A 17,777-nucleotide genomic window follows, 5' to 3' on the forward strand; every position below is an offset into this window, starting at 1 on the left:
TGGCAATTATGCAAGCCGTCAGGATGCCGGGGCCCGGTGCGGCGGCTGATCCCGCATGAAAACCGCCGCTTCTTCCTGCAGCCATTGCGCAAAGATGCGGGCGGCCGCCGGCGATCCATGCGTCGGCCGCGGCAGAAGCGCCACATACTGACGACCGGTGGGCGTGAACCCGAAGGGCGCGACCAGCCGGCCGCCGGTCATGTCATCGGCGACCAGATGCCAGAAGCCGATGGCGACGCCGAGTCCGGCGGTCGCCGCTTCCAGCATGAAATAGACATGCTCGAAATTCTGCCCCTCGCCCGCTTCCGCCGGCATCGCGATCGCCTGCGCGGCAAACCATTCCGGCCAGGCGGCGCGGCGCGTCGTGGTATGCAGCAATGGTGCGCGCGCCAGGGCGGACGGTGTCGCGATGCCATGACGCAAAGCGAGTGACGGCGACAGCACCGGCCCGGCGAATTCCGCGAACAGCGGCACGACCTCGACATCATCATCAAAGGCCGATGCATCGCCGACGCGGATGGCGAGATCGAAGGCGCCCTGCGTCGCATCGACGTCGCTGTCGGATGTGGTGAGACGCACGATCAGGTCGGGGCGTGCGCTCTGGAAGCGATGCAGGCGCGGAATCAGCCAGCGCATCGCAAAGGTGCCGAAGCTGGAGACCGCGATATCGGTGGAGGCCTGAACTGCGATCTCGTCGATGCCGCGCGTGATGCGGCCGAAGGCATCGTCCAGCACGCCGAGCAACCGGGTGCCGGCCTCGGTCAATTGCAAACGCCCGCGCCGGTTTTCCAGCAGCGACAGGCCGAGCGTCGCCTCCAGTCCGCGCACCTGCCGGCTGACCGCGCCATGGGTGACGCCCAGCGCATCGGCGGCGCGCGTCATGCTGCCGTGACGGGCGGCGGCCTCGAAGCTGCGGAGTGCATTGAGGGACGGCAGACGGCGGCGCATGGCGATACCATGTGAGAATAACTCACATAGATGCGGAAAATTGATCGTTTTTCAACAGTTAAATCAGGATTTATGAAAAGGACACCGTGATTCTGGATCACACAAACCCCATCGGAGAGCCTTTCCGCCATGCCGTTCATCCGCACCCTGGTCCGTCAGGGCACCACCCCCGCCCGCAAGCACGCCATCATCATGGGCATCCACAATGCGCTGATCAGCGCCATCGGCATGCCGGAGGACGAACTGTTCAATGCCGTCGCCGAATATGCGCCCGAGGACTTTGCCTACAGCCGCACCTTCAACGGCATCAACCGGTCAGACGAACTGGTGGTGGTGGAACTGACCATGCGGCGGGGCCGCTCTGACGCGATGAAGCGCGACCTGTACGCGGCCATCGCCGCCAACCTGGAACGGGACGCCAAGGTTAGCCCGCGCGACATCTTCATCTTCACGCATGAAAACGACTATTCCGACTGGTCGGTCGGCAACGGCAAGTTCGCCATGGCGATCGCGCAGCAACGCGGCACCGATAACTGAGGTGAGCCGACGCGGATCGCGCCCCCGCGATCCGCGTTACTTCTGCAGGATATTGATGATCTCGTAGATCTGGGTGCGGGCGCGCTCGACATAGAAGCCCATCGAGGCGAGGTGATTGGGCAGGATCACCGCATCAGGCTTGGCATTCGAGACGATCAGTGGCTTCAGGCTGGCGCCGGCTGCAAACGACTCCAGCATCTGATCCCAGGTCGCGCCCATCTCGCGGTCGCGCACCAGGTTGGGATAATCCTGCTTCAGCTCGCGCAGGATCATGTAATAGGCATAAAGCTGGCCCTTCACGCTGTGGAAGACGTCGTCGCCTTCCCAGTCGAGGAAGGCATTGCTGCCGTCCTGGATGCGGCGATCCAGCGCCGCAGCACTGGAACCGATGTCCAATGCAATGCGATCTAGCGTTGCCTGAAGGTTGTCGGCGCGGCGCTCGAATACCGCCTGGCCGGCGGAGAGACGCTGGTTGTAGGCGAGCAGCGAGGCGCGGGCCTTGCGATACTGCTCTTCCGATTTCGCGGTCGGCAGCAGCGAGGTCGAGAAATCGAAAATCCACTTGGTGCCGGAATACTGCAGCAGGCCGGCGGCCTCCTGCAGGTCGCGGTCGGTCTGGCTGGAGCCGCGCGTGCGGCCAATCTGGTCGACAAGCTGGAAGGCAAACCGCCCCATGGCATGGATCATGCCGAGCTGGTAGTTCGGCATGTTGTCGAGCATCGAGCCCGGCATGAAGAAGGGATCGTTGGCGACCCAGCCGTTGCGGTTGACTTCGCGGTCGATCAGCGCGGCGGCCATCGCCACGGTGCGGCTGCCGCCCGGCGGCATGTCGGGGGCCGCGATCTGGTAATCGAGGCGATCATCGATCTTATGCGCCAGCAGCATGCCGACCGGATAATACAGGCCGAAGATCAGGATGACGGCGATCACGCCGACCGGCAGCCAGCGGGCGCGCAGCCAGGCCTTGATGGAAGCGCCGGTATTCGCGTCGTCGAGCATGGGATCACTGCCGTTCAGAAAAAAAGGCGGGCCCCTAATGTGGGCCCGCCCGGTTACGCATTCAAGATGTCAGTGCTGATTACGGACGCAGGAAGCCGACCGTGTCGTAAACGTCGCGGATGATCGGCGCCGACAGCGCGCGCGCCTTTTCGCCGCCCTCGCGCAGGATGCCGTCGACATAGGCCTGATCGTCCATCAGGCGGCGCATCTCGGCCGTGATGGGCCCCAGCACGGACACCGCCGTCTCGGTCAGCATCTTCTTGAAATCGCCCCAGCCCTTGCCGGCGGTGGCAGCGACAGCCTGTTCCAGCGTCTGGCCCGACAGCGCGGCAAAGATACCCATCAGGTTCTGCGCCTCCGGACGGCTTTCCAGACCCTCGATGGTCTCGGGCAGCAATTCCGGATCGGTCTTGGCGCGCTTGATCTTGTCGGCGATCTGCTCGGCCGTATCGGTCAGGTTGATGCGCGACTGGTCCGAGGCATCGGACTTCGACATCTTCTTGGCGCCATCACGGAGCGACATCACGCGCGTCGCCGTGCCGAAGATCAGCGGCTCGGTCAGCGGGAAGAACTCCTGGCCGTAATCGTGGTTGAACTTCTGCGCGATGTCGCGCGTCAGCTCCAGATGCTGCTTCTGGTCTTCGCCGACCGGCACATGGGTCGCCTTGTAGGCAAGAATATCTGCAGCCATCAAAGCGGGGTATGCATAGAGACCGAGCGAGGCATTCTCGCGGTCCTTGCCGGCCTTTTCCTTGAACTGCGTCATGCGGTTCATCCAGCCCAGGCGGGCGACGCAGTTGAAGATCCAGGCCAGCGTGGCGTGATCGGGATTCTGCGACTGGTTGAACAGGATGTTCTTCTTCGGGTCGATCCCCGAGGCGATCATGGCGGCGGCCAGTTCGCGCGTGCTGCGGCGCAGCTCGTCGGCATCCTGCAGCGATGCCGTGATGGCGTGCATATCCACCATGCAGAAGATGCACTCGTATTCGTTCTGCAGCGCGACCCAGTTGCGCACCGCGCCGAGATAGTTGCCGAGATGGAGATTGCCGGTGGGCTGGATGCCCGAGAAGATGCGCCGTTGGAAGGCCATGAAGGTCCCTGATGATGTGGGGCGGTGGAAGGCCCCGGTTATGGGAATGTCCCACATGTGGGACGATAAGGCGGCCGGTTATCGCCGGAGCCGCCCCGAGACGTCAATAGCCGGCCATCAGGCAGGCGGCAGTGATTTCGGCGGCTTGCGCAGCATGGCTTTCCATTCCGCCGGCCGGGTGGCGCGGACGGCCAGCGCCGCCAGCAGGAAGGTGAGCCCGCCGCCCAGCACCAGCACCACCAGCGCCAGAAGCCGCAATGTCTCGCCGCCGGCATACCAGGGCGGCAGCAGGAAGCGGTCGAGGCCCCAGAGCACCAGCGCCATGGCCAGGGCTGCGGCAAGAATGCGCCAGGCCCGGCTTTTCAGCCGCGCATCCGGCCGCCAGTGGCCGCGCCTGTGCAGCAGCCAGCCAAGCAGCAGCGTGTTGACGATGGCGGCGATGGCGGTGGCCAGCGCCAGACCGACATGCTGCATCGGACTCATCAGCGCCGCGCCAAGGCCAAGATTGACGGCGATGGTGACAAGGGCGATGCGCACCGGGGTTTTCGTATCCTGGCGCGCATAGAAGCTGGGCGTCAGGCTGCGCGACAGCACATAGCCCGGCAGGCCGACCGAATACGCGAGCAGCGCCGCCGCCGTGGCCTGCGCCGAGGCCAGATCGAATTCACCGCGCTGGAACAGGATTGAGATGATCGGGAACGGCACAACGATCAGCGCGGTGGCCGCCGGCAGCGACAGCAGCAGGCCGAATTCCAGCGCGCGGTTCTGATTGGCGATGGCGGCTTCGGTTTCACCGCGCGCCAGCTGCGCCGAGATGGTGGGCAGCAAAGCCGTGGCGATGGCAACGCCGACGACGCCGACGGTGAGCTGGTTGATGCGGTCGGCATAGAACAGGAATGACACCGCGCCGGCCGGCAGCAGGGATGCCAACATCAGGCCGACGATCAGGTTGACCTGCGTCGCGCCGGCACCGATGGCGACAGGCAGCGTGAGGCGGAACAGCTCGCGCACCTTCGGGCTGAGCACCGGCAGGCGCAGCGGCAGGCTTAAGCCCGCGCGATGCGCCTCCCAGGCGAGCCAGAGGAACTGCACGATGCCGCCGATCAGTACCGACCAGGCCAGTGCATAGCCCGGCCCGCCGACATGGGCGTTCATCAGCGGCAGGCCGGCGATCATCACCAGATTGAGCAGGATCGGCGTCGCCGCCATCGCGGCGAAACGCCCGATGCTGTTCAGCATGGCGCCATAGAGGGCCGCGAGGCTGACAAAAACCAGATACGGGAAGGTGATGACGGTGAGCGCGACGGCGAGATTGAAGCGCGCGGCATCAGCCGCGAAGCCTGGCGCCAGCACGAAGATCACCGCCGGCATGGCGATCTGCGCCAGCACCGAGAAGAGCAGCGTCGCCGGCAGCAGGATGCCGAGCGCCTGCTCGGCGAAGGTCTTTGCCGCAGTTCGGCCTTCACTGGCCTCGGTGCGGGCGAAGATCGGCAGGAAGCCCGCCGTGAAGGCACCCTCGGCGAACAGCGAGCGGAAGAAGTTTGGCAGGCGCAGCGCGACGAAGAAGGCATCGGCCAGCGGCCCGGTGCCGAGATAGCGCGCGATCAGCAGATCACGCACAAAGCCGGCGATGCGACTGACCATGGTCAGGCCGCCGACAGTGGCGATGGCGCGGAAGAGAGACATGCGGGCGGGATTCGCTGTGACGATGCAGTCGCTACGCCGCCCTGGCGGCGGCGGCAGCAGTCTTGCCAGCAGGCTTTTCCTCGGCGCCGGGCGTGATCTTCTTGAGCAGATGCTTCTCGACCTGCTGCAGCCGGCGCTTGTCGGTCAGCTTCATGCCGGTGAGATCCTGCACATAGAAGACGTCGACGGCGCGTTCGCCATAGGTCGCGATATGGGCCGAGCCGATAGTGAGGTTGAGATCATACAGCCCGCGCGTCACGTCATAGAGGAAACCCGGCCGGTCGCGGCCGTTCACCTCGATGACGGTGTAGCGGTTGGATGCCGTGTTATCGACCAGCACGCGCGGCGCCACCTTGAAGACGCGGGTGCGGCTGTTCTGGCCTGGCTTCTCCAGCGCGATGGCCGAGCGCAGCTTGAGGTCACCCGACAGCGCGCGCTCGATGGCGGTGCTGAGCTTTTTCAGACGGTCGGGCTTCTCGAAGGCTGCCCCTTCCATATCCTGGATATAGAAGCTGTCGAGCGCCATACCGTCATTGGTGGTGAAGACCTTGGCGTCCACGATATTGGCGCCGGCCGCCGCCATCGCGCCGGCGACGCGGGCAAACAAACCCGGATGGTCAGGCGCATAGAGCGTGAATTCGGTGACCGAGCGGAACTTGTCAGACCGCGTGGTGGTGGTCAGCGTACGGTTGGCGGCATCGGCCTCGCGCATCATCTGCGCATGGCGCAGGATCGCGTCGGCCTCGTTCGAATACCAGTAATTTTCGTAATGGCGCTTGAGCAGGCGGTCGGCCTCGGCCTTGCTCCAGCCGCTCAGACCCGCACGCACCTTTTCCTTGGTCTCGGCGATGCGCTGGTCGCGACCACGGCCGGTGAAGCCGCCCGACAGATATTCCTCGGCGCGATAATACAGTTCGCGCAGCAGCTGGCCTTTCCAGCCGTTCCAGATCGTCGGCCCGACGGCGCGGATATCGGCAACCGTGAGGCAGAGCAGCAAGCGCAAACGTTCCGGGCTCTGCACCAGCTGCGAGAAATCGACGACGGTCTTGGCATCGCCCAGATCGCGCTTGAAGGCGGTGGCCGACATGGCGAGATGCTGGCGCACCAGCCAGGCCACGGTTTCGGTTTCGCCGGCATTGAGGCCGAAGCGCGGCCCGAGCTTCTCGGCCACCTTCTCGCCCAGCATGGAATGATCGCCGCCGCGGCCCTTGGCGATGTCGTGCAGCAGCACCGCGACATACAGCACGCGACGCGAGATCACTTCCTTGATCACGTTGACCGAAAGCGGATGATCCTCTTTCAGTTCACCGCTCTCGATCTTCGACAAGAGGCCGATGGCGCGGATGGTGTGCTCGTCCACCGTATAGGTGTGATACATGTCGTGCTGGGTCTGCGCCACCACGCGGCCGAAATCGGGCACGAAGCGCCCGAGCACGCCGGCCTCGTTCAGGCGACGCAGGGTCGTTTCCGGATCGTGCGTCGAGCAGAGCATGTCCATGAACAGCTGGTTGGCGTCCGGGTTGTTGCGCATCTTGCCGTCGATCAGCTTGAGATGGCGACGCACCAGCCGCAGTGCTTCGGGATGGATGTCCAGCCCGTGTTCCTGCGCCACATGGAAGAGCTGCAGCATCTTCATCGGCTGCGTCTCGAACAGGTCGGCCTTGCCGGCATTCAGACGGCCGTTGTCGACCTCGAAGCCGTCGAGCTGCTTGGGCCGCTTGATCTTGGCGCGGATGGCGGCCAGCGGTTTCTTCTTCTTGTGGCGTTCTTCCAGGGCGGCGGCGAAGATGCGCGTCAGGTCGCCGACTTCCTTGGCGACCAGATAATATTTCTTCATGAAGCGTTCGACGTCGCTGCGACCCGGGCGGTCGGCATAGCCCATGGCCTTGGCGATCTCGACCTGCATGTCGAAGGTCAGTCGCTCTTCCGGCCGGTTGGCCAGGTAGTGCAGGTGGATGCGCACGGTCCAGAGGAATTCCATCGCCTGCACATAAGAGCGCTGCTCTTCGGGCAGCAGCAGGCCGCGCACCACCAGCTCGCTGGCGTCATCGATGCCGTAGACATACTTGTTGATCCAGACCAGCGTGTGCAGGTCGCGCAACCCGCCCTTGCCTTCCTTCACATTGGGCTCGACGACATAACGACTGTCGCCCATGCGGCGGTGGCGCTCGTCGCGCTCGGCCAGCTTCTTCTCGATGAACTCCGGCCCGGTCTTGGTCACCACGTCGCTCTGGAAGCGCGTCTTGAGTTGCACCGCCAGGTCCTGGTCGCCCCAGATCCAGCGCTGTTCCAGGATCGCCGTGCGGATGGTGATGTCGCTTAAAGAGAGGCGGATGCATTCATCCACCGAGCGCGTGGCATGGCCGACCTTCAGGCCGAGATCCCACAGCAGGTAGAGCATGTATTCCACCACCTGCTCGCCCCAGGGGGTCTGCTTGTAGGGAAACAGGAACAGCAGGTCGACATCGGAGAACGGCGCCATCTCGCCGCGGCCATAGCCGCCGACGGCGACGACCGACAGCTTCTCGGCCGCCGTGGGATTGGGCAGGCGATAGACGCGGTTGACGGTGAAGTCATGCGCCAGCCGGATGATCTGGTCGGTGAGGAAGGCCAGCGACTGGCGCGTGGCCAGGGCGGGAGCGCCAGCCTCGAAACGCGCGCGCACCACCTGCCGGCCCTGGTTGAGCGCGGCCTTCAGCAGCACCAGCGCCTGGGTGCGCTGTTCCTTGGTGCCATGGGTCCCCTCGCCGCCCAGCGCATCAAGCTGCAGCGTCAGCGCCTTGCGGTCGATGATCTGGCGCGGATCGGGAATGAGGGGTCGGAACGAGTTCATGCCCTTCTATATAAGGCTTTTCCTTACCGATCCCTATATTCAGACCGACTGGAAATTCACCATGCCGCCGCCATCGATCACCATGGTCTGGCCGGTCATGAAGCGGCCCGCGGCGGAGCCGAGGAATACCGCCGCCCCGGCGATCTCGTCGGGCTCGCCGATGCGGCGCAGCGCATAGCCCTTGGTCGCCTTCTTGGCGATATCGGGGTTCTCCCACAGCGCCCGGGCGAAATCGGTGCGGATCAGGCCCGGGGCGATGCAATTGGCCCGCACATTCTGCGGTCCCCATTCCACGGCCAGATTCCGGACCAGCTGCATGTCGGCGGCCTTGGAGATGGCATAGGCGCCCAACGTGTTGGAACCGAACAGCCCGCCCACCGACGAGATCACGATAATCGCACCGTCGCCGCGCTCGGCCATGCCCGGCGCCACCATGTTGGCCAGCCAATGGTTCGACTTGATGTTGACGGCCATGATCTTGTCGAAGGCATCGTCGGGGATGTCCTTCGAGGGACCGAAGAAGGGATTCACGGCGGCGTTGCAGACCAGGATGTCGACACGGCCCCACTGCTTCACGGTGGCATCCACCAGCGCCTGCAGCTGTGCCTTGTCCGACACGTTGCAGGGCACGACGATGGCCTGTCCCGATTCTCCATGAATAGTTTTGGCGGCCTTGATCTCGTTGGCCACGGTCTCGCAGGCATCCGCCTTGCGGCTCGACACCACCACTTTCGCGCCCTGCTCGGCCATGCGCAGCGCGATGGCGCGGCCGATGCCCCGGCTGGAACCAGTGATGATCGCGACCTTGTCCTTGAGATCGAACAGCGTGCCAGACATGACGTTTCCCTTGGTTTTTCCCAGTGGGTATGGGGTTTTTTGAGGATTAAGGCCGCAGCTTAAACACAGCGTGAGGGCTCTGGGAACCCGCGGGCGGAGCCCCTATATAGGATGTCATGACCTTCCGTAGCGTCCTCGCAGTCTTGTCACTGGTTGCCCTGGCCGCCTGCTCCAAGCCCGAGCCGGTACCGCCGCGCGTGGCCGTGTGGCAGGGCGAGCAGAGCGGCCTCCTGTTCATGCGGGTGATCTCTGAACAGCCGCTGCGCGACGCCCGCCTGACCATGCCGGACGGCCGCCATATCCTGACCCAGCGCCTGAGCCAGCCCGAGAGCGTGATGGCGGCGGGCAGCGACAGCTGGAACCGGCCAACGGTCGGCGTCGGCGGCTCGACCGGATCGAGTGGCGGCTTCGGCACCGGGGTCGGCATCAGCTTTCCCTTCGGCGCCGGCGGCGGCGCCCGCCCGGTCGGCCAGTCAACCCAGGCCGAATTCGCCCTGATGCCGGACCAGATCGCGCAGTATCGCGCCCGGACCAAGGACTGGGTGCTGGAACTGCGCTTCGACAACCGGATCGCCAGCATGCCGGCGCCGGCCCTTGTCCCGTAATGCCCCTCCTGTCCGGCAGAATCTGCCGCCGGGCCGGCCAAGCCTCAGAAAATAATCTCAGAAATCCGCCATTTTAACCATGGCACGCGGCTTGCTCCGTCCTGACTGCAGAAGTCAGATCGGGATTGAGGAGCTGTTGTCATGGGAATTGCCTTGTTGTCGTTGCGCCAGGCCGAGAAGGCCGAACCCCAGCTCCGCGCCGCCCTCAAATCGGCCGCCGATGCCATCCCGCAAAAGATGGCCAGCGCCAAATCGATGGCCGAAGCCGGCCTGAGCGCCCGCGAACGCCTCGCGCTCCGCGAAGGTCCGGTCGAGGCCGTCACCGCCGCGCTGAATGCGCGCCAGTATGTGCAGCAGATTTGCCTGCGCGAGAAAGAGATCACCCGCGCGCAGATGGTCTGGGCGCTGGGCCGCATCGAACCCAATGAAATCGAGACCATGCTGAAGTCGCTGGCCAAGATGCGCGGCCGCTATGCCAGCCTGGTGCTGGAATATGCGCAGAGCGAGCGCCCGATCGGTGCCGTGGCGCTGGACGAGCTGCGCGGCCTGCGCGAGCGCATCGAGGAATTCGAACATGGCCTGGAGACCATCAAGGCCGCCATTCTCGATGGCAATGCGGAAGTCTCCGGGATCAAGGCGGCGCGCCTCTGAGCGGCTGTGACCGTGGCAGGTCTGCAACACCGGCAGAGAGGTTGAAGAGGTAGCCGGAAAGTTACTACTCGGTGCCGCAACGATGCGTATGATCGCCGCATGCTTAGCACACCGCTCCGCTTCGCCGTCTTTGCGCTGCTGGTCATCATGACCGGCATGGCGCTGATCGCGCTGCCGGTAAAGTTCTGAAAAAGCCGCGCCCTGCGCGGCTTTTCCGCATCTAGCGCCGGTCGAGAGCCAGACGCAGCGCGAGCGATGCGAAGACACCGCCAAGCAGGCGGTTCTGCCAGCGCACAAAACCCGGGCGCCGCGACAGCCACTCGCCCAGACGGCCCGCCACCAGCACGATGCCGCCATTGAGCAGGCCACCCACCACGTTCAGCACGCTGGCGAGGATCAGCGCCTGCGCCAGCGCCGTCTGCGGATCGGGCCGCATGAATTGCGGGAACAGCGCCAGGAAGAACAACGCCACTTTCGGATTGAGGATGTTGGTCAGCAGGCCCTGGCGGAACAACGTCATCAGCGGCAGCGCCGGCACACCGGCATCGGGCTGCTGGAAACCGCCGGCACCACGGAAGGCCTGTACGGCCAGATACAGCAGATAGGCCGCCCCGACCCAGCGGACGATATCGAACATCACCGGCGCCATCAGCAGCACGCCGCTTAAGGAAAGGCCTGCGATGACGGCATGGAAATAGCAGCCGACCGAAATGCCGGCCAGCGTGACCATGCCGGCAAGGCGCCCCTGCGCCACGCTGCGGGTCATCACCAGCAGCATGTCGGGGCCGGGGGTGGCGGCCAGCGCGAAGGCGGCCGCGGCGAAGGTGAGCAGGGTGGCGAGGTCCATCATGAGCGGAATCATGGGGAAACCGGCCGACCGGATCAAGCCGGGCTTCCCACCCCTTGTCCGCATCGGATTGTGTGCCCCGTCACGCCCGGCTGGCCAATCTGGCTTTGACTTTCCGTACGACCGTTCGTATATTCAGGGCATGAGCAAAGGCCAACAAACCCGTGCCGTCATTATTTCCGAGGCCCTCCGCGCCGCCAGCGTGGACGGTTTTCAGGGAATTTCCATCGGCATGCTGGCCGACCGGCTCAAGATGTCCAAGTCCGGCCTGTTCGCCCATTTCGGCTCCAAGGAGGAGTTGGAAAAGGCCCTGCTGGATGAAGCTGCCCAGCGGTTCATGACCGCGATCTGGCAGCCGGCCATGCGTGCTGCGCGCGGCCGGCCCCGCATCGAGGTGCTGTTCCACGAATGGCTGCAGTGGACCGTGGATAACGACGACCTGCCCGGCGGCTGTCTGTTCGTGACGCTGTCGGCGGAATATGACGACAAGCCCGGCCCGGTGCGCGATTACCTCGCCACCATGCAGGGCCAGTGGATGGCGACCCTGGCGCGCAGCGCCAAGATTGCCATGGAGGAAGGCCATTTCCGCACTGATCTGGATCCGCGGCAGTTCGCCTACGATCTGCAGGGCATCTTCCTCAGTCTGACCTATTTCCGACGCCTGTTGCGCGACCCCTCGGCTATCGAGCGCGCCCAGGCCTCGTTCAACAGCCTGCTTGATCGCTCGGCGGCGACCAACTGATTTAGTTTTTCAGTACCCCCAGACCCTAAAAAGAAAAGAGCCTCCCATGACCCAGATCGCACAGAAGTCTCCCCAGACTGTCTCAAAAAAGCACGATCGTTCCGGTGCAGTGCAAAATCAGCCTGCCCCGCTCGCCACCGTATTGCAGCCGACCGGTGAACGCCCGACCTGGCTCGGCCCCAAGCTGGTGCTGCAGCCGACCAAGTCCGACCTGCGCTGGCTCGACGGCGTGTCCACACCCGCCGTCTTCGATCAACTCGACCTGCCCTGGTGGAAGCTGGTGCTGCCGGTGATGAAGCAGACGCTGGCAACCTGGAAGCAGCGCGCCGCCACGCGTCGTGCGCTGGCTCAAGTCGACGCCGCCACATTGCGCGACGCCGGCATCTCGCCCGGCATGGCGCAGTTCGAAGCCTCGCAGCCGTTCTGGCAGGCGCCGGTGGTGCTGCGCGACATCGCCAGCAGCAAGTAAGTCCCGCTCACGACGCCGACGGATTCCTGTCATGATGACAGGGTCTGTCGGTATCTGTGCATCGTCACGTTGACGCACGCGTCAACGCATGTTGCTTGCAATGAGCGACATCTATTCCATTCCTGATGCGCGCTTCACTCCAGTGTGAAGCTGATCCATTCCCCGGACCAATGCGCAGGATTGATTACCTCGCGTTTATCCCTAGGATGTCTGTCCGACAATCCGACCGATGAGTATGCATCGGCGCAGGGAGGGGTAATCAGAATGCAGCAGGGTAACGGCGCCCAGGGTAATGATTCCTTGGCGCGCGCCGATCAGGACAAACACGTCCAGACGGATCTGCCGCCGGTGCCGGATGTTTCGGCCGCCGAGAAGATGACCGAAGAACTGGTCTATCGCGACGTCACCGGCCTGCCGCGCCTGGTGATGGTGGTGCTGACGGTCCTGTCGCTGCTGCTGGTGCTGTATGTGCAGTTCAATGTGAAGCTGTTCGGCATCACGTTGATCGAGAACCGCTATCTCTTCCTGCTCGCTTTCCTCACTCTGCCAGTCGTCTTCCTGGTCTATCCCTTCGATCCCAAGCGCGCCGCGCCCGGCACGCCCTGGTATGACTGGCTGATCGCGCTGGCTTCGATGGCGATGATCGCCTGGTTCAGCCTCAAGGCCGATGTGATCCTGAGCGCCGGCTGGGAATTCGCCGCACCGATCGAAGCCAAGATCCTCGGTGCACTGCTCTGCATCATCATCCTGGAAGCCACGCGCCGCACCGGCGGCCTGACGCTCACCATCATCATCCTGGTGATGGCGCTGTATCCGATCATCGCCGACGACCTGCCCGGCGTATTCCGCGGCATCGGCCAGACGTTTGGCGACACTGCCGCCTATCACATCGTTTCGGCCGAGAGCGCGTTTGGCATCCCGATGCGCGCCTTTGGCGAGATCGTCGTCGGCTTCATCGTCTTCGGCGTGGCGCTGAACCACACTGGCGGCGGCAAGTTCTTCAACGATATCGCGTTTGCCATGGTCGGCCGCTGGCGCGGCGGCGCGGCGCAGGTCGGCGTGATCTCCTCGGCACTGCAGGGCTCGATCTCGGGCAGCGTCATTTCCAACGTGATCTCGTCGGGCGTCGTCACCATTCCGGCGATGAAGCGTACCGGCTTCCGCGCTGACTATGCCGGCGGCGTCGAGGCCGTGGCGTCCACTGGTGCCGTGCTGATGCCGCCGGTGATGGGCTCGACCGCTTTCGTGATGGCGAGCTTCCTTGGCATTCCCTATGCCGAGATCGCGCTGGCCGCCGCCATCCCCGGCCTGCTGTTCTATTTCGCATTGATGGTGCAGATCGATTCTTATGCGGCCCGCCTGGGCCTCAAGGGCATGAAGAAGGAAGAGCTGCCGTCAGTGCGCGCGACGCTAAAGGAAGGCTGGCTCTACATCCTGGTCTTCGCCGTACTGATCTATCTCATGCTGGAAGAACAGCGCGAAGCCAGTGCGCCTTTCTTCGCCACGGCGCTGCTGCTGGTCATCAACCAGTTCCTGCCCTCGCACCGGCTGAACCTGAAAGGCTGGCTCGACCTGGGCACCGCTGTCGGCCGCGCGCTGGCGGAACTGGTCGCGATCCTGCTGGGCTCCGGCCTTATCATCGGCGCCTTCTCGGTCACCGGTCTGGCCGGCACGCTGGCCACCGACCTGGTCTATCTGGCCGGCGACAAGCCCATCATTCTTTTGATCATGGGCGCCATCACCAGTTTCATCTTCGGTCTCGGGATGACGGTGACGGCCTGCTACATCTTCCTCGCCATCGTACTGGCGCCGCCGCTGGTGAAGGCCGGCCTCGATCCGCTGGGCGTACATCTGTTCATCATGTACTGGGGCATGATCTCCTACATCACGCCGCCGGTGGCGCTGGCCGCCTTTGCCGCCGCACCGATCGCACGCGTCAACCAGATGGCGATCGGCATGCAGGCGATGCGGCTGGGTGCTGTCGTCTACATCGTGCCGTTCTTCTTCGCGCTCAATCCCGCGCTGATCCTGCGCGGTGATCCCTGGGAGGTCACGATCGTGATCCTCACCGCCTTCCCCGGCGTGGCATTCGTTGCTTCAGCACTGCAGGGCTATCTCGTCGGCGCGGGACGACTGGACGGATCGCCCACACGCCTGCTCGCGCGCGCCATGCTGCTGCTCGGTGGCATCGCGCTGGCCTCGCCCGGCGGCAGCCTGATCGCGATGAGCAACACAACTCTGGAGATCACGGGAGCGCTACTGGCGCTCGGCGCTTTCCTGTTGCTGAAATTCAGCAACCGCGACACACTGGCCGCATAAACAACACATAAACTTTTATCAGGAGGAACCACAGATGCGTCACGTCACCCATGCCCTGCTCGGCGCAGTCGCCGCTGTCGCCATTGCCGGCGCAGCGCACGCCCAGAAGCTGCCCGACCAGCTGACCTGGACCGCCTATGACGTCGGTTCGGGCGGCTACAACCAGGCCGTCGCCGTCGGCAACGCGCTGAAGAACAAGCAGAACATCACGCTGCGCGTGCTGCCCGGCAAGAACGACGTGTCACGCACCGTGCCACTGCGCGAAGGCAAGGTGCCCTTCTCCGCCAATGGCGTGGGCGGCACCTATATGGCGCAGGAAGCGGTCTATGAATTCGGCGCCAAGGACTGGGGTCCGCAGCCGGTGCGCTCGCTGCTGCTGAACAATTCAGACGCGCTGCTCACCATCATGACGGCGAAAGACGCCAACATCAAAACCATGGCCGACCTGAAGGGCAAGCGCGTTGCCTGGGTGATCGGCGCGCCGTCGCTGAACCAGAACATCACGGCGCTGCTGGCCTTTGCCAATCTCGAATGGAAAGACGTGCAGCGCGTGGAATTCGGCGGCTTCGGCCAGGCCATGCAGGGCATGATCAACGGCCAGGTGGATGCCGCCTTCGGCTCGTCGATCTCAGGTCCCGCCTACCAGCTCGCCTCCAGCCCGCGCGGCATCCAGTATCCGACCGTGCCGCATGGCGACAAGGCCGGCTGGGCACGCCTGAAAGGCAAGGCACCGTTCTTCGTGCCCTTCATGGGCGCCGAAGGTCCGGAACTGGCCGCCAACAAGACGGTGGAAGCCGCGACCTATCCCTATCCGGTACTGATGACCTATGAAAACATCGATGCCGGCATGGTCTATGCGATGACCAAGGCGATGGTCGAACTCTTCCCCGAGTACAAGGATGCGGCGCCGGGCAACGGCGGCTGGGACATCAAGCGCCAGGTCTTCGACTGGGTGGTGCCGGTGCATGAAGGCGCGATCAAGTACTTCAAGGAGATCGGCGTCTGGAAGCCGGAGTATGACAAGAGCAATGCCGCGCTGATCCAGCGCCAGAAGGTTCTGGCCGACGCCTGGGCCGCCCATACCAAGGGCAGCCATGCCGACGAGGACGCCTTCATGAAGGCCTGGATGAAGGCCCGCAGCGGTGCGCTGACCGCGGCGAAGATGGAGCCCGTTCTCACCGAGTGGTAACCCGCATAGACCTTGGTTAAAGTTGAACGGCCCGCCAGTGAAAACCGGCGGGCCGTTTTCATTCCAGGGGCGCGCGATGACTGCGATTCCGGTCTTTCCCGTTGGCGATCTCGACCGCACAGCCAACTTCTACCGCCGGCTCGGCTTCACGCAGCAGCAGCGCTATCCCGCCTATCTGGTGGCCGTGCGCGACGATATCGAACTGCATTTCTCTGCCGTGCCAAACATGCCGCCACCGGAGCAAAGCCTGTCGGCCTGCTATATCCGCACGCCCCACGCCGACGCCCTGCATGCCGAATGGCAGCCGTTAAATCTGCCGATCTTCAGTCCGATTGAAGATCGCCCCTGGGGCATGCGCGAATTCCACCTGATCGACCCGGACGGCAATCTGGTGAAGGTCGGCTACCCCTTGGGGTGACTTGAGATTCCCGCGATTGCAGCGTGACAATTCCGCGCTTTGTGGCCACGCGGCCGGGATTTAAACTCCCGCCATGCCCGATGATCTTCTGCTCCAGCATATCCGCCGACTCAGCCGCTATAACCGCTGGGCCAACCAGCGCCTCTATGGCGCCTGTGCCGCACTGCCGCCCGATGCGTATTACGCCCAGCGCCCCAGCTTTTTCGGCAGCATCCATGCCACGCTGAACCACATCCTGGTCGGCGACAGCATCTGGGTCGGCCGCTTTGTCGGCAAACTGGCCACGCATGTCACGAAACTCGACCAGATCCTGCATGAGGATTTCGCATCCTTACGCGCCGCACGCGAGGCGAAGGACGCCGAGATCATCGGGTTCTGCGATTCTCTGACCGCGGATGGCATCGGCACCACCTTCACCTACACCAACACGCGCAACGAGACCTTCACCGATCCGTTGCTGCCGCCGCTGATGCATTTCTTCAATCACCAGACCCATCATCGCGGCCAGGCGCATGGCCTGCTCAGCCATGCGGGCGGCGATCCGCCGCCGCTGGACCTGATCCACTTCATCCGCGAGACGGCATAGGCACCGGCACCATCGTCGCCAGCGCCATGGCGCAGAGCGATTCCTCGCCGGTATCCTTCACGGCGTAAACACGGCTTTCCACTGCGATCAGCGACTTGCCGGGCTTCAGTACCTGACCGACAGCGCGCAAGGATTTTCCCGCGCCCGGCGCGACGAAGTTGATCTTGTATTCCGCCGTCACCGTCACCTTCTCGGGCAGTGTCAGCGTGCCGGCGGCAGCGCCCGCCGCATTGTCGGCCAGCGCGCCGATCACGCCGCCATGGGCAACGCCGCCGTGCTGGGTCAGCTCGGGCCTGAGATCGACCAGCAATTCGACGCGGCCCTCGGAAACCTCGCCAAGCGTCACGCCCAGCATCTGCATGAAAGGCTGACGCAGCAACACGCCGCCGATCAGCTTGCGTGCGATATCAAGAGTGTCAGACATGCAGGCCTCCCTGTTTTCAGGAAACCTGCCACAGGCCGGGCGAGGGAAACAGTATGACCCTACGTCACACCCTTACGTCACGTGCCTTCGCCTGCCGGGGTGAACAGCTGCGCTACAAACAGGAAGTCGACGCCGCCGCTGGCACCGTTGACCGGCAGCACCAGGAATTCAATGGTGAAGTCGCGGCCGTTCATCTCGCGCTTGATGCGTGCATGCACCGGGCGTCTGGTTTCCACCACCAGCGTGCAGGCCCGGATGGCAATCTCGGCAAAGGCCGGCTCGGGATGCTCGTCCAGGTGCATGCCGGTGGGATCGGCGCCGATATAGGCGCGGACATGGCTGCCGACATGACGGTAGCGGAAACGCAGGCGGTCTTCGGCCCGCTCCACGTCGAGGACCATCTGCATGCCGGCCAGATAGGAATGCTGCTGCGGATCGATGAAGCCGGCCCCCGGCGGCAGGCTTTCGACCAGCGCCTCGCGCCATTCGCGATAGAGCCGGTTCAGCCGCATGGTGCCAAGCTGCTCCTCGGCAACCAGAATGGTGAAATCGGGCTCGCGACTGGTAAAGGGGGTACTCATAGGCCTGAAGATAGGT

The 17,777-nt window shown here is 64.1% G+C and carries 18 protein-coding genes; 9 read left to right on the forward strand and 9 right to left on the reverse strand.

Features of this window, described 5'->3' with window-relative positions:
* Positions 1-18: 18 nt before the first annotated feature.
* Complete coding sequence (locus AC1RRE_RS00840; RefSeq protein ID WP_492979149.1) at positions 19-948, reverse strand: LysR substrate-binding domain-containing protein; 930 nt, start codon at positions 946-948, stop codon at positions 19-21.
* A 129-nt stretch (positions 949-1,077) separates the two neighbouring features.
* On the opposite strand from AC1RRE_RS00840, the gene AC1RRE_RS00845 reads away from it, so the two are divergent.
* The gene (locus AC1RRE_RS00845) at positions 1,078-1,485 is read left to right on the forward strand and encodes a tautomerase family protein (RefSeq protein ID WP_492979150.1); all 408 of its coding nucleotides are present in this window, start codon (positions 1,078-1,080) and stop codon (positions 1,483-1,485) included.
* Positions 1,486-1,521: 36 nt separating this feature from the next.
* Here AC1RRE_RS00845 and AC1RRE_RS00850 read toward each other — a convergent pair whose 3' ends face one another.
* The 5 genes from AC1RRE_RS00850 to AC1RRE_RS00870 form a co-directional block, all read right to left on the reverse strand.
* Positions 1,522-2,484, reverse strand: coding sequence for a DUF2333 family protein (locus AC1RRE_RS00850; RefSeq protein WP_492979151.1), 963 nt, complete (start codon positions 2,482-2,484; stop codon positions 1,522-1,524).
* A 79-nt stretch (positions 2,485-2,563) separates the two neighbouring features.
* On the reverse strand, positions 2,564-3,574 hold the full coding sequence (gene trpS / locus AC1RRE_RS00855) for a tryptophan--tRNA ligase (protein WP_492979152.1): 1,011 nt from the start codon (positions 3,572-3,574) through the stop codon (positions 2,564-2,566).
* Positions 3,575-3,691: 117 nt separating this feature from the next.
* Positions 3,692-5,260, reverse strand: a complete 1,569-nt coding sequence (gene murJ / locus AC1RRE_RS00860; protein ID WP_492979153.1) for a murein biosynthesis integral membrane protein MurJ — start codon at positions 5,258-5,260, stop codon at positions 3,692-3,694.
* Positions 5,261-5,291: 31 nt separating this feature from the next.
* Positions 5,292-8,093 (reverse strand): [protein-PII] uridylyltransferase, encoded by a 2,802-nt coding sequence (locus AC1RRE_RS00865; protein ID WP_492979154.1) that lies wholly within the window; start codon positions 8,091-8,093, stop codon positions 5,292-5,294.
* A 39-nt stretch (positions 8,094-8,132) separates the two neighbouring features.
* Positions 8,133-8,930 carry an SDR family NAD(P)-dependent oxidoreductase gene (locus AC1RRE_RS00870; protein ID WP_492979155.1) on the reverse strand — a complete coding sequence of 266 codons (798 nt, stop codon included), beginning with the start codon at positions 8,928-8,930 and terminating at the stop codon, positions 8,133-8,135.
* A gap of 116 nt (positions 8,931-9,046) precedes the next feature.
* Between AC1RRE_RS00870 and AC1RRE_RS00875 the strand changes: the two genes are divergently transcribed.
* The gene (locus tag AC1RRE_RS00875) at positions 9,047-9,535 is read left to right on the forward strand and encodes a hypothetical protein (protein WP_492979156.1); all 489 of its coding nucleotides are present in this window, start codon (positions 9,047-9,049) and stop codon (positions 9,533-9,535) included.
* A 141-nt stretch (positions 9,536-9,676) separates the two neighbouring features.
* A complete protein-coding gene (locus AC1RRE_RS00880) occupies positions 9,677-10,186 on the forward strand; it encodes a hypothetical protein (RefSeq protein WP_492979157.1) in 510 nt (169 codons plus the stop codon).
* A gap of 220 nt (positions 10,187-10,406) precedes the next feature.
* Here AC1RRE_RS00880 and AC1RRE_RS00885 read toward each other — a convergent pair whose 3' ends face one another.
* Positions 10,407-11,036 (reverse strand): LysE family translocator, encoded by a 630-nt coding sequence (locus AC1RRE_RS00885; protein WP_492979158.1) that lies wholly within the window; start codon positions 11,034-11,036, stop codon positions 10,407-10,409.
* Positions 11,037-11,175: 139 nt separating this feature from the next.
* Between AC1RRE_RS00885 and AC1RRE_RS00890 the strand changes: the two genes are divergently transcribed.
* The 6 genes from AC1RRE_RS00890 to AC1RRE_RS00915 all read left to right on the forward strand — a co-directional run bounded on the left by AC1RRE_RS00890 (position 11,176) and on the right by AC1RRE_RS00915 (position 16,756).
* Positions 11,176-11,775 (forward strand): TetR/AcrR family transcriptional regulator, encoded by a 600-nt coding sequence (locus AC1RRE_RS00890; protein WP_492979159.1) that lies wholly within the window; start codon positions 11,176-11,178, stop codon positions 11,773-11,775.
* 46 nt (positions 11,776-11,821) lie between these two features.
* Positions 11,822-12,244, forward strand: a complete 423-nt coding sequence (locus AC1RRE_RS00895) for a DUF1127 domain-containing protein (RefSeq protein ID WP_492979160.1) — start codon at positions 11,822-11,824, stop codon at positions 12,242-12,244.
* Positions 12,245-12,508: 264 nt separating this feature from the next.
* Positions 12,509-14,563 (forward strand): TRAP transporter permease, encoded by a 2,055-nt coding sequence (locus AC1RRE_RS00900; RefSeq protein ID WP_492979161.1) that lies wholly within the window; start codon positions 12,509-12,511, stop codon positions 14,561-14,563.
* Between the two features lie 34 nt (positions 14,564-14,597).
* On the forward strand, positions 14,598-15,752 hold the full coding sequence (locus AC1RRE_RS00905) for a TAXI family TRAP transporter solute-binding subunit (protein WP_492979162.1): 1,155 nt from the start codon (positions 14,598-14,600) through the stop codon (positions 15,750-15,752).
* Between the two features lie 76 nt (positions 15,753-15,828).
* Complete coding sequence (locus AC1RRE_RS00910) at positions 15,829-16,170, forward strand: bleomycin resistance protein (RefSeq protein WP_492979163.1); 342 nt, start codon at positions 15,829-15,831, stop codon at positions 16,168-16,170.
* Positions 16,171-16,243: 73 nt separating this feature from the next.
* Positions 16,244-16,756, forward strand: coding sequence for a DinB family protein (locus tag AC1RRE_RS00915; protein WP_492979164.1), 513 nt, complete (start codon positions 16,244-16,246; stop codon positions 16,754-16,756).
* Here the strand turns inward: AC1RRE_RS00915 and AC1RRE_RS00920 are convergent.
* Both AC1RRE_RS00920 and AC1RRE_RS00925 read right to left on the reverse strand, forming a co-directional pair.
* Complete coding sequence (locus tag AC1RRE_RS00920) at positions 16,737-17,180, reverse strand: PaaI family thioesterase (protein WP_492979165.1); 444 nt, start codon at positions 17,178-17,180, stop codon at positions 16,737-16,739. The two genes, AC1RRE_RS00915 and AC1RRE_RS00920, sit on opposite strands and share 20 nt — an antisense overlap.
* 77 nt (positions 17,181-17,257) lie before the next feature.
* Positions 17,258-17,761, reverse strand: coding sequence for a PAS domain-containing protein (locus AC1RRE_RS00925; RefSeq protein ID WP_492979166.1), 504 nt, complete (start codon positions 17,759-17,761; stop codon positions 17,258-17,260).
* Positions 17,762-17,777: the final 16 nt, after the last annotated feature.

This window comes from Ferrovibrio sp. GW821-FHT12D07 (genome assembly GCF_058807275.1).

Bases quoted from the DNA above. Each gene is read 5' to 3' on its own strand.
- trpS (WP_492979152.1), bottom strand. From the start codon at position 3,574: ATGGCCTTCCAACGGCGCATCTTCTCGGGCATCCAGCCCACCGGCAAT.
- AC1RRE_RS00905 (WP_492979162.1), top strand. From the start codon at position 14,598: ATGCGTCACGTCACCCATGCCCTGCTCGGCGCAGTCGCCGCTGTCGCC.
- AC1RRE_RS00865 (WP_492979154.1), bottom strand. From the start codon at position 8,093: ATGAACTCGTTCCGACCCCTCATTCCCGATCCGCGCCAGATCATCGAC.
- AC1RRE_RS00910 (WP_492979163.1), top strand. From the start codon at position 15,829: ATGACTGCGATTCCGGTCTTTCCCGTTGGCGATCTCGACCGCACAGCC.
- AC1RRE_RS00900 (WP_492979161.1), top strand. From the start codon at position 12,509: ATGCAGCAGGGTAACGGCGCCCAGGGTAATGATTCCTTGGCGCGCGCC.
- AC1RRE_RS00895 (WP_492979160.1), top strand. From the start codon at position 11,822: ATGACCCAGATCGCACAGAAGTCTCCCCAGACTGTCTCAAAAAAGCAC.
- AC1RRE_RS00915 (WP_492979164.1), top strand. From the start codon at position 16,244: ATGCCCGATGATCTTCTGCTCCAGCATATCCGCCGACTCAGCCGCTAT.
- AC1RRE_RS00885 (WP_492979158.1), bottom strand. From the start codon at position 11,036: ATGATGGACCTCGCCACCCTGCTCACCTTCGCCGCGGCCGCCTTCGCG.
- AC1RRE_RS00850 (WP_492979151.1), bottom strand. From the start codon at position 2,484: ATGCTCGACGACGCGAATACCGGCGCTTCCATCAAGGCCTGGCTGCGC.
- AC1RRE_RS00925 (WP_492979166.1), bottom strand. From the start codon at position 17,761: ATGAGTACCCCCTTTACCAGTCGCGAGCCCGATTTCACCATTCTGGTT.
- AC1RRE_RS00875 (WP_492979156.1), top strand. From the start codon at position 9,047: ATGACCTTCCGTAGCGTCCTCGCAGTCTTGTCACTGGTTGCCCTGGCC.
- murJ (WP_492979153.1), bottom strand. From the start codon at position 5,260: ATGTCTCTCTTCCGCGCCATCGCCACTGTCGGCGGCCTGACCATGGTC.
- AC1RRE_RS00890 (WP_492979159.1), top strand. From the start codon at position 11,176: ATGAGCAAAGGCCAACAAACCCGTGCCGTCATTATTTCCGAGGCCCTC.
- AC1RRE_RS00920 (WP_492979165.1), bottom strand. From the start codon at position 17,180: ATGTCTGACACTCTTGATATCGCACGCAAGCTGATCGGCGGCGTGTTG.
- AC1RRE_RS00845 (WP_492979150.1), top strand. From the start codon at position 1,078: ATGCCGTTCATCCGCACCCTGGTCCGTCAGGGCACCACCCCCGCCCGC.
- AC1RRE_RS00870 (WP_492979155.1), bottom strand. From the start codon at position 8,930: ATGTCTGGCACGCTGTTCGATCTCAAGGACAAGGTCGCGATCATCACT.
- AC1RRE_RS00840 (WP_492979149.1), bottom strand. From the start codon at position 948: ATGCGCCGCCGTCTGCCGTCCCTCAATGCACTCCGCAGCTTCGAGGCC.
- AC1RRE_RS00880 (WP_492979157.1), top strand. From the start codon at position 9,677: ATGGGAATTGCCTTGTTGTCGTTGCGCCAGGCCGAGAAGGCCGAACCC.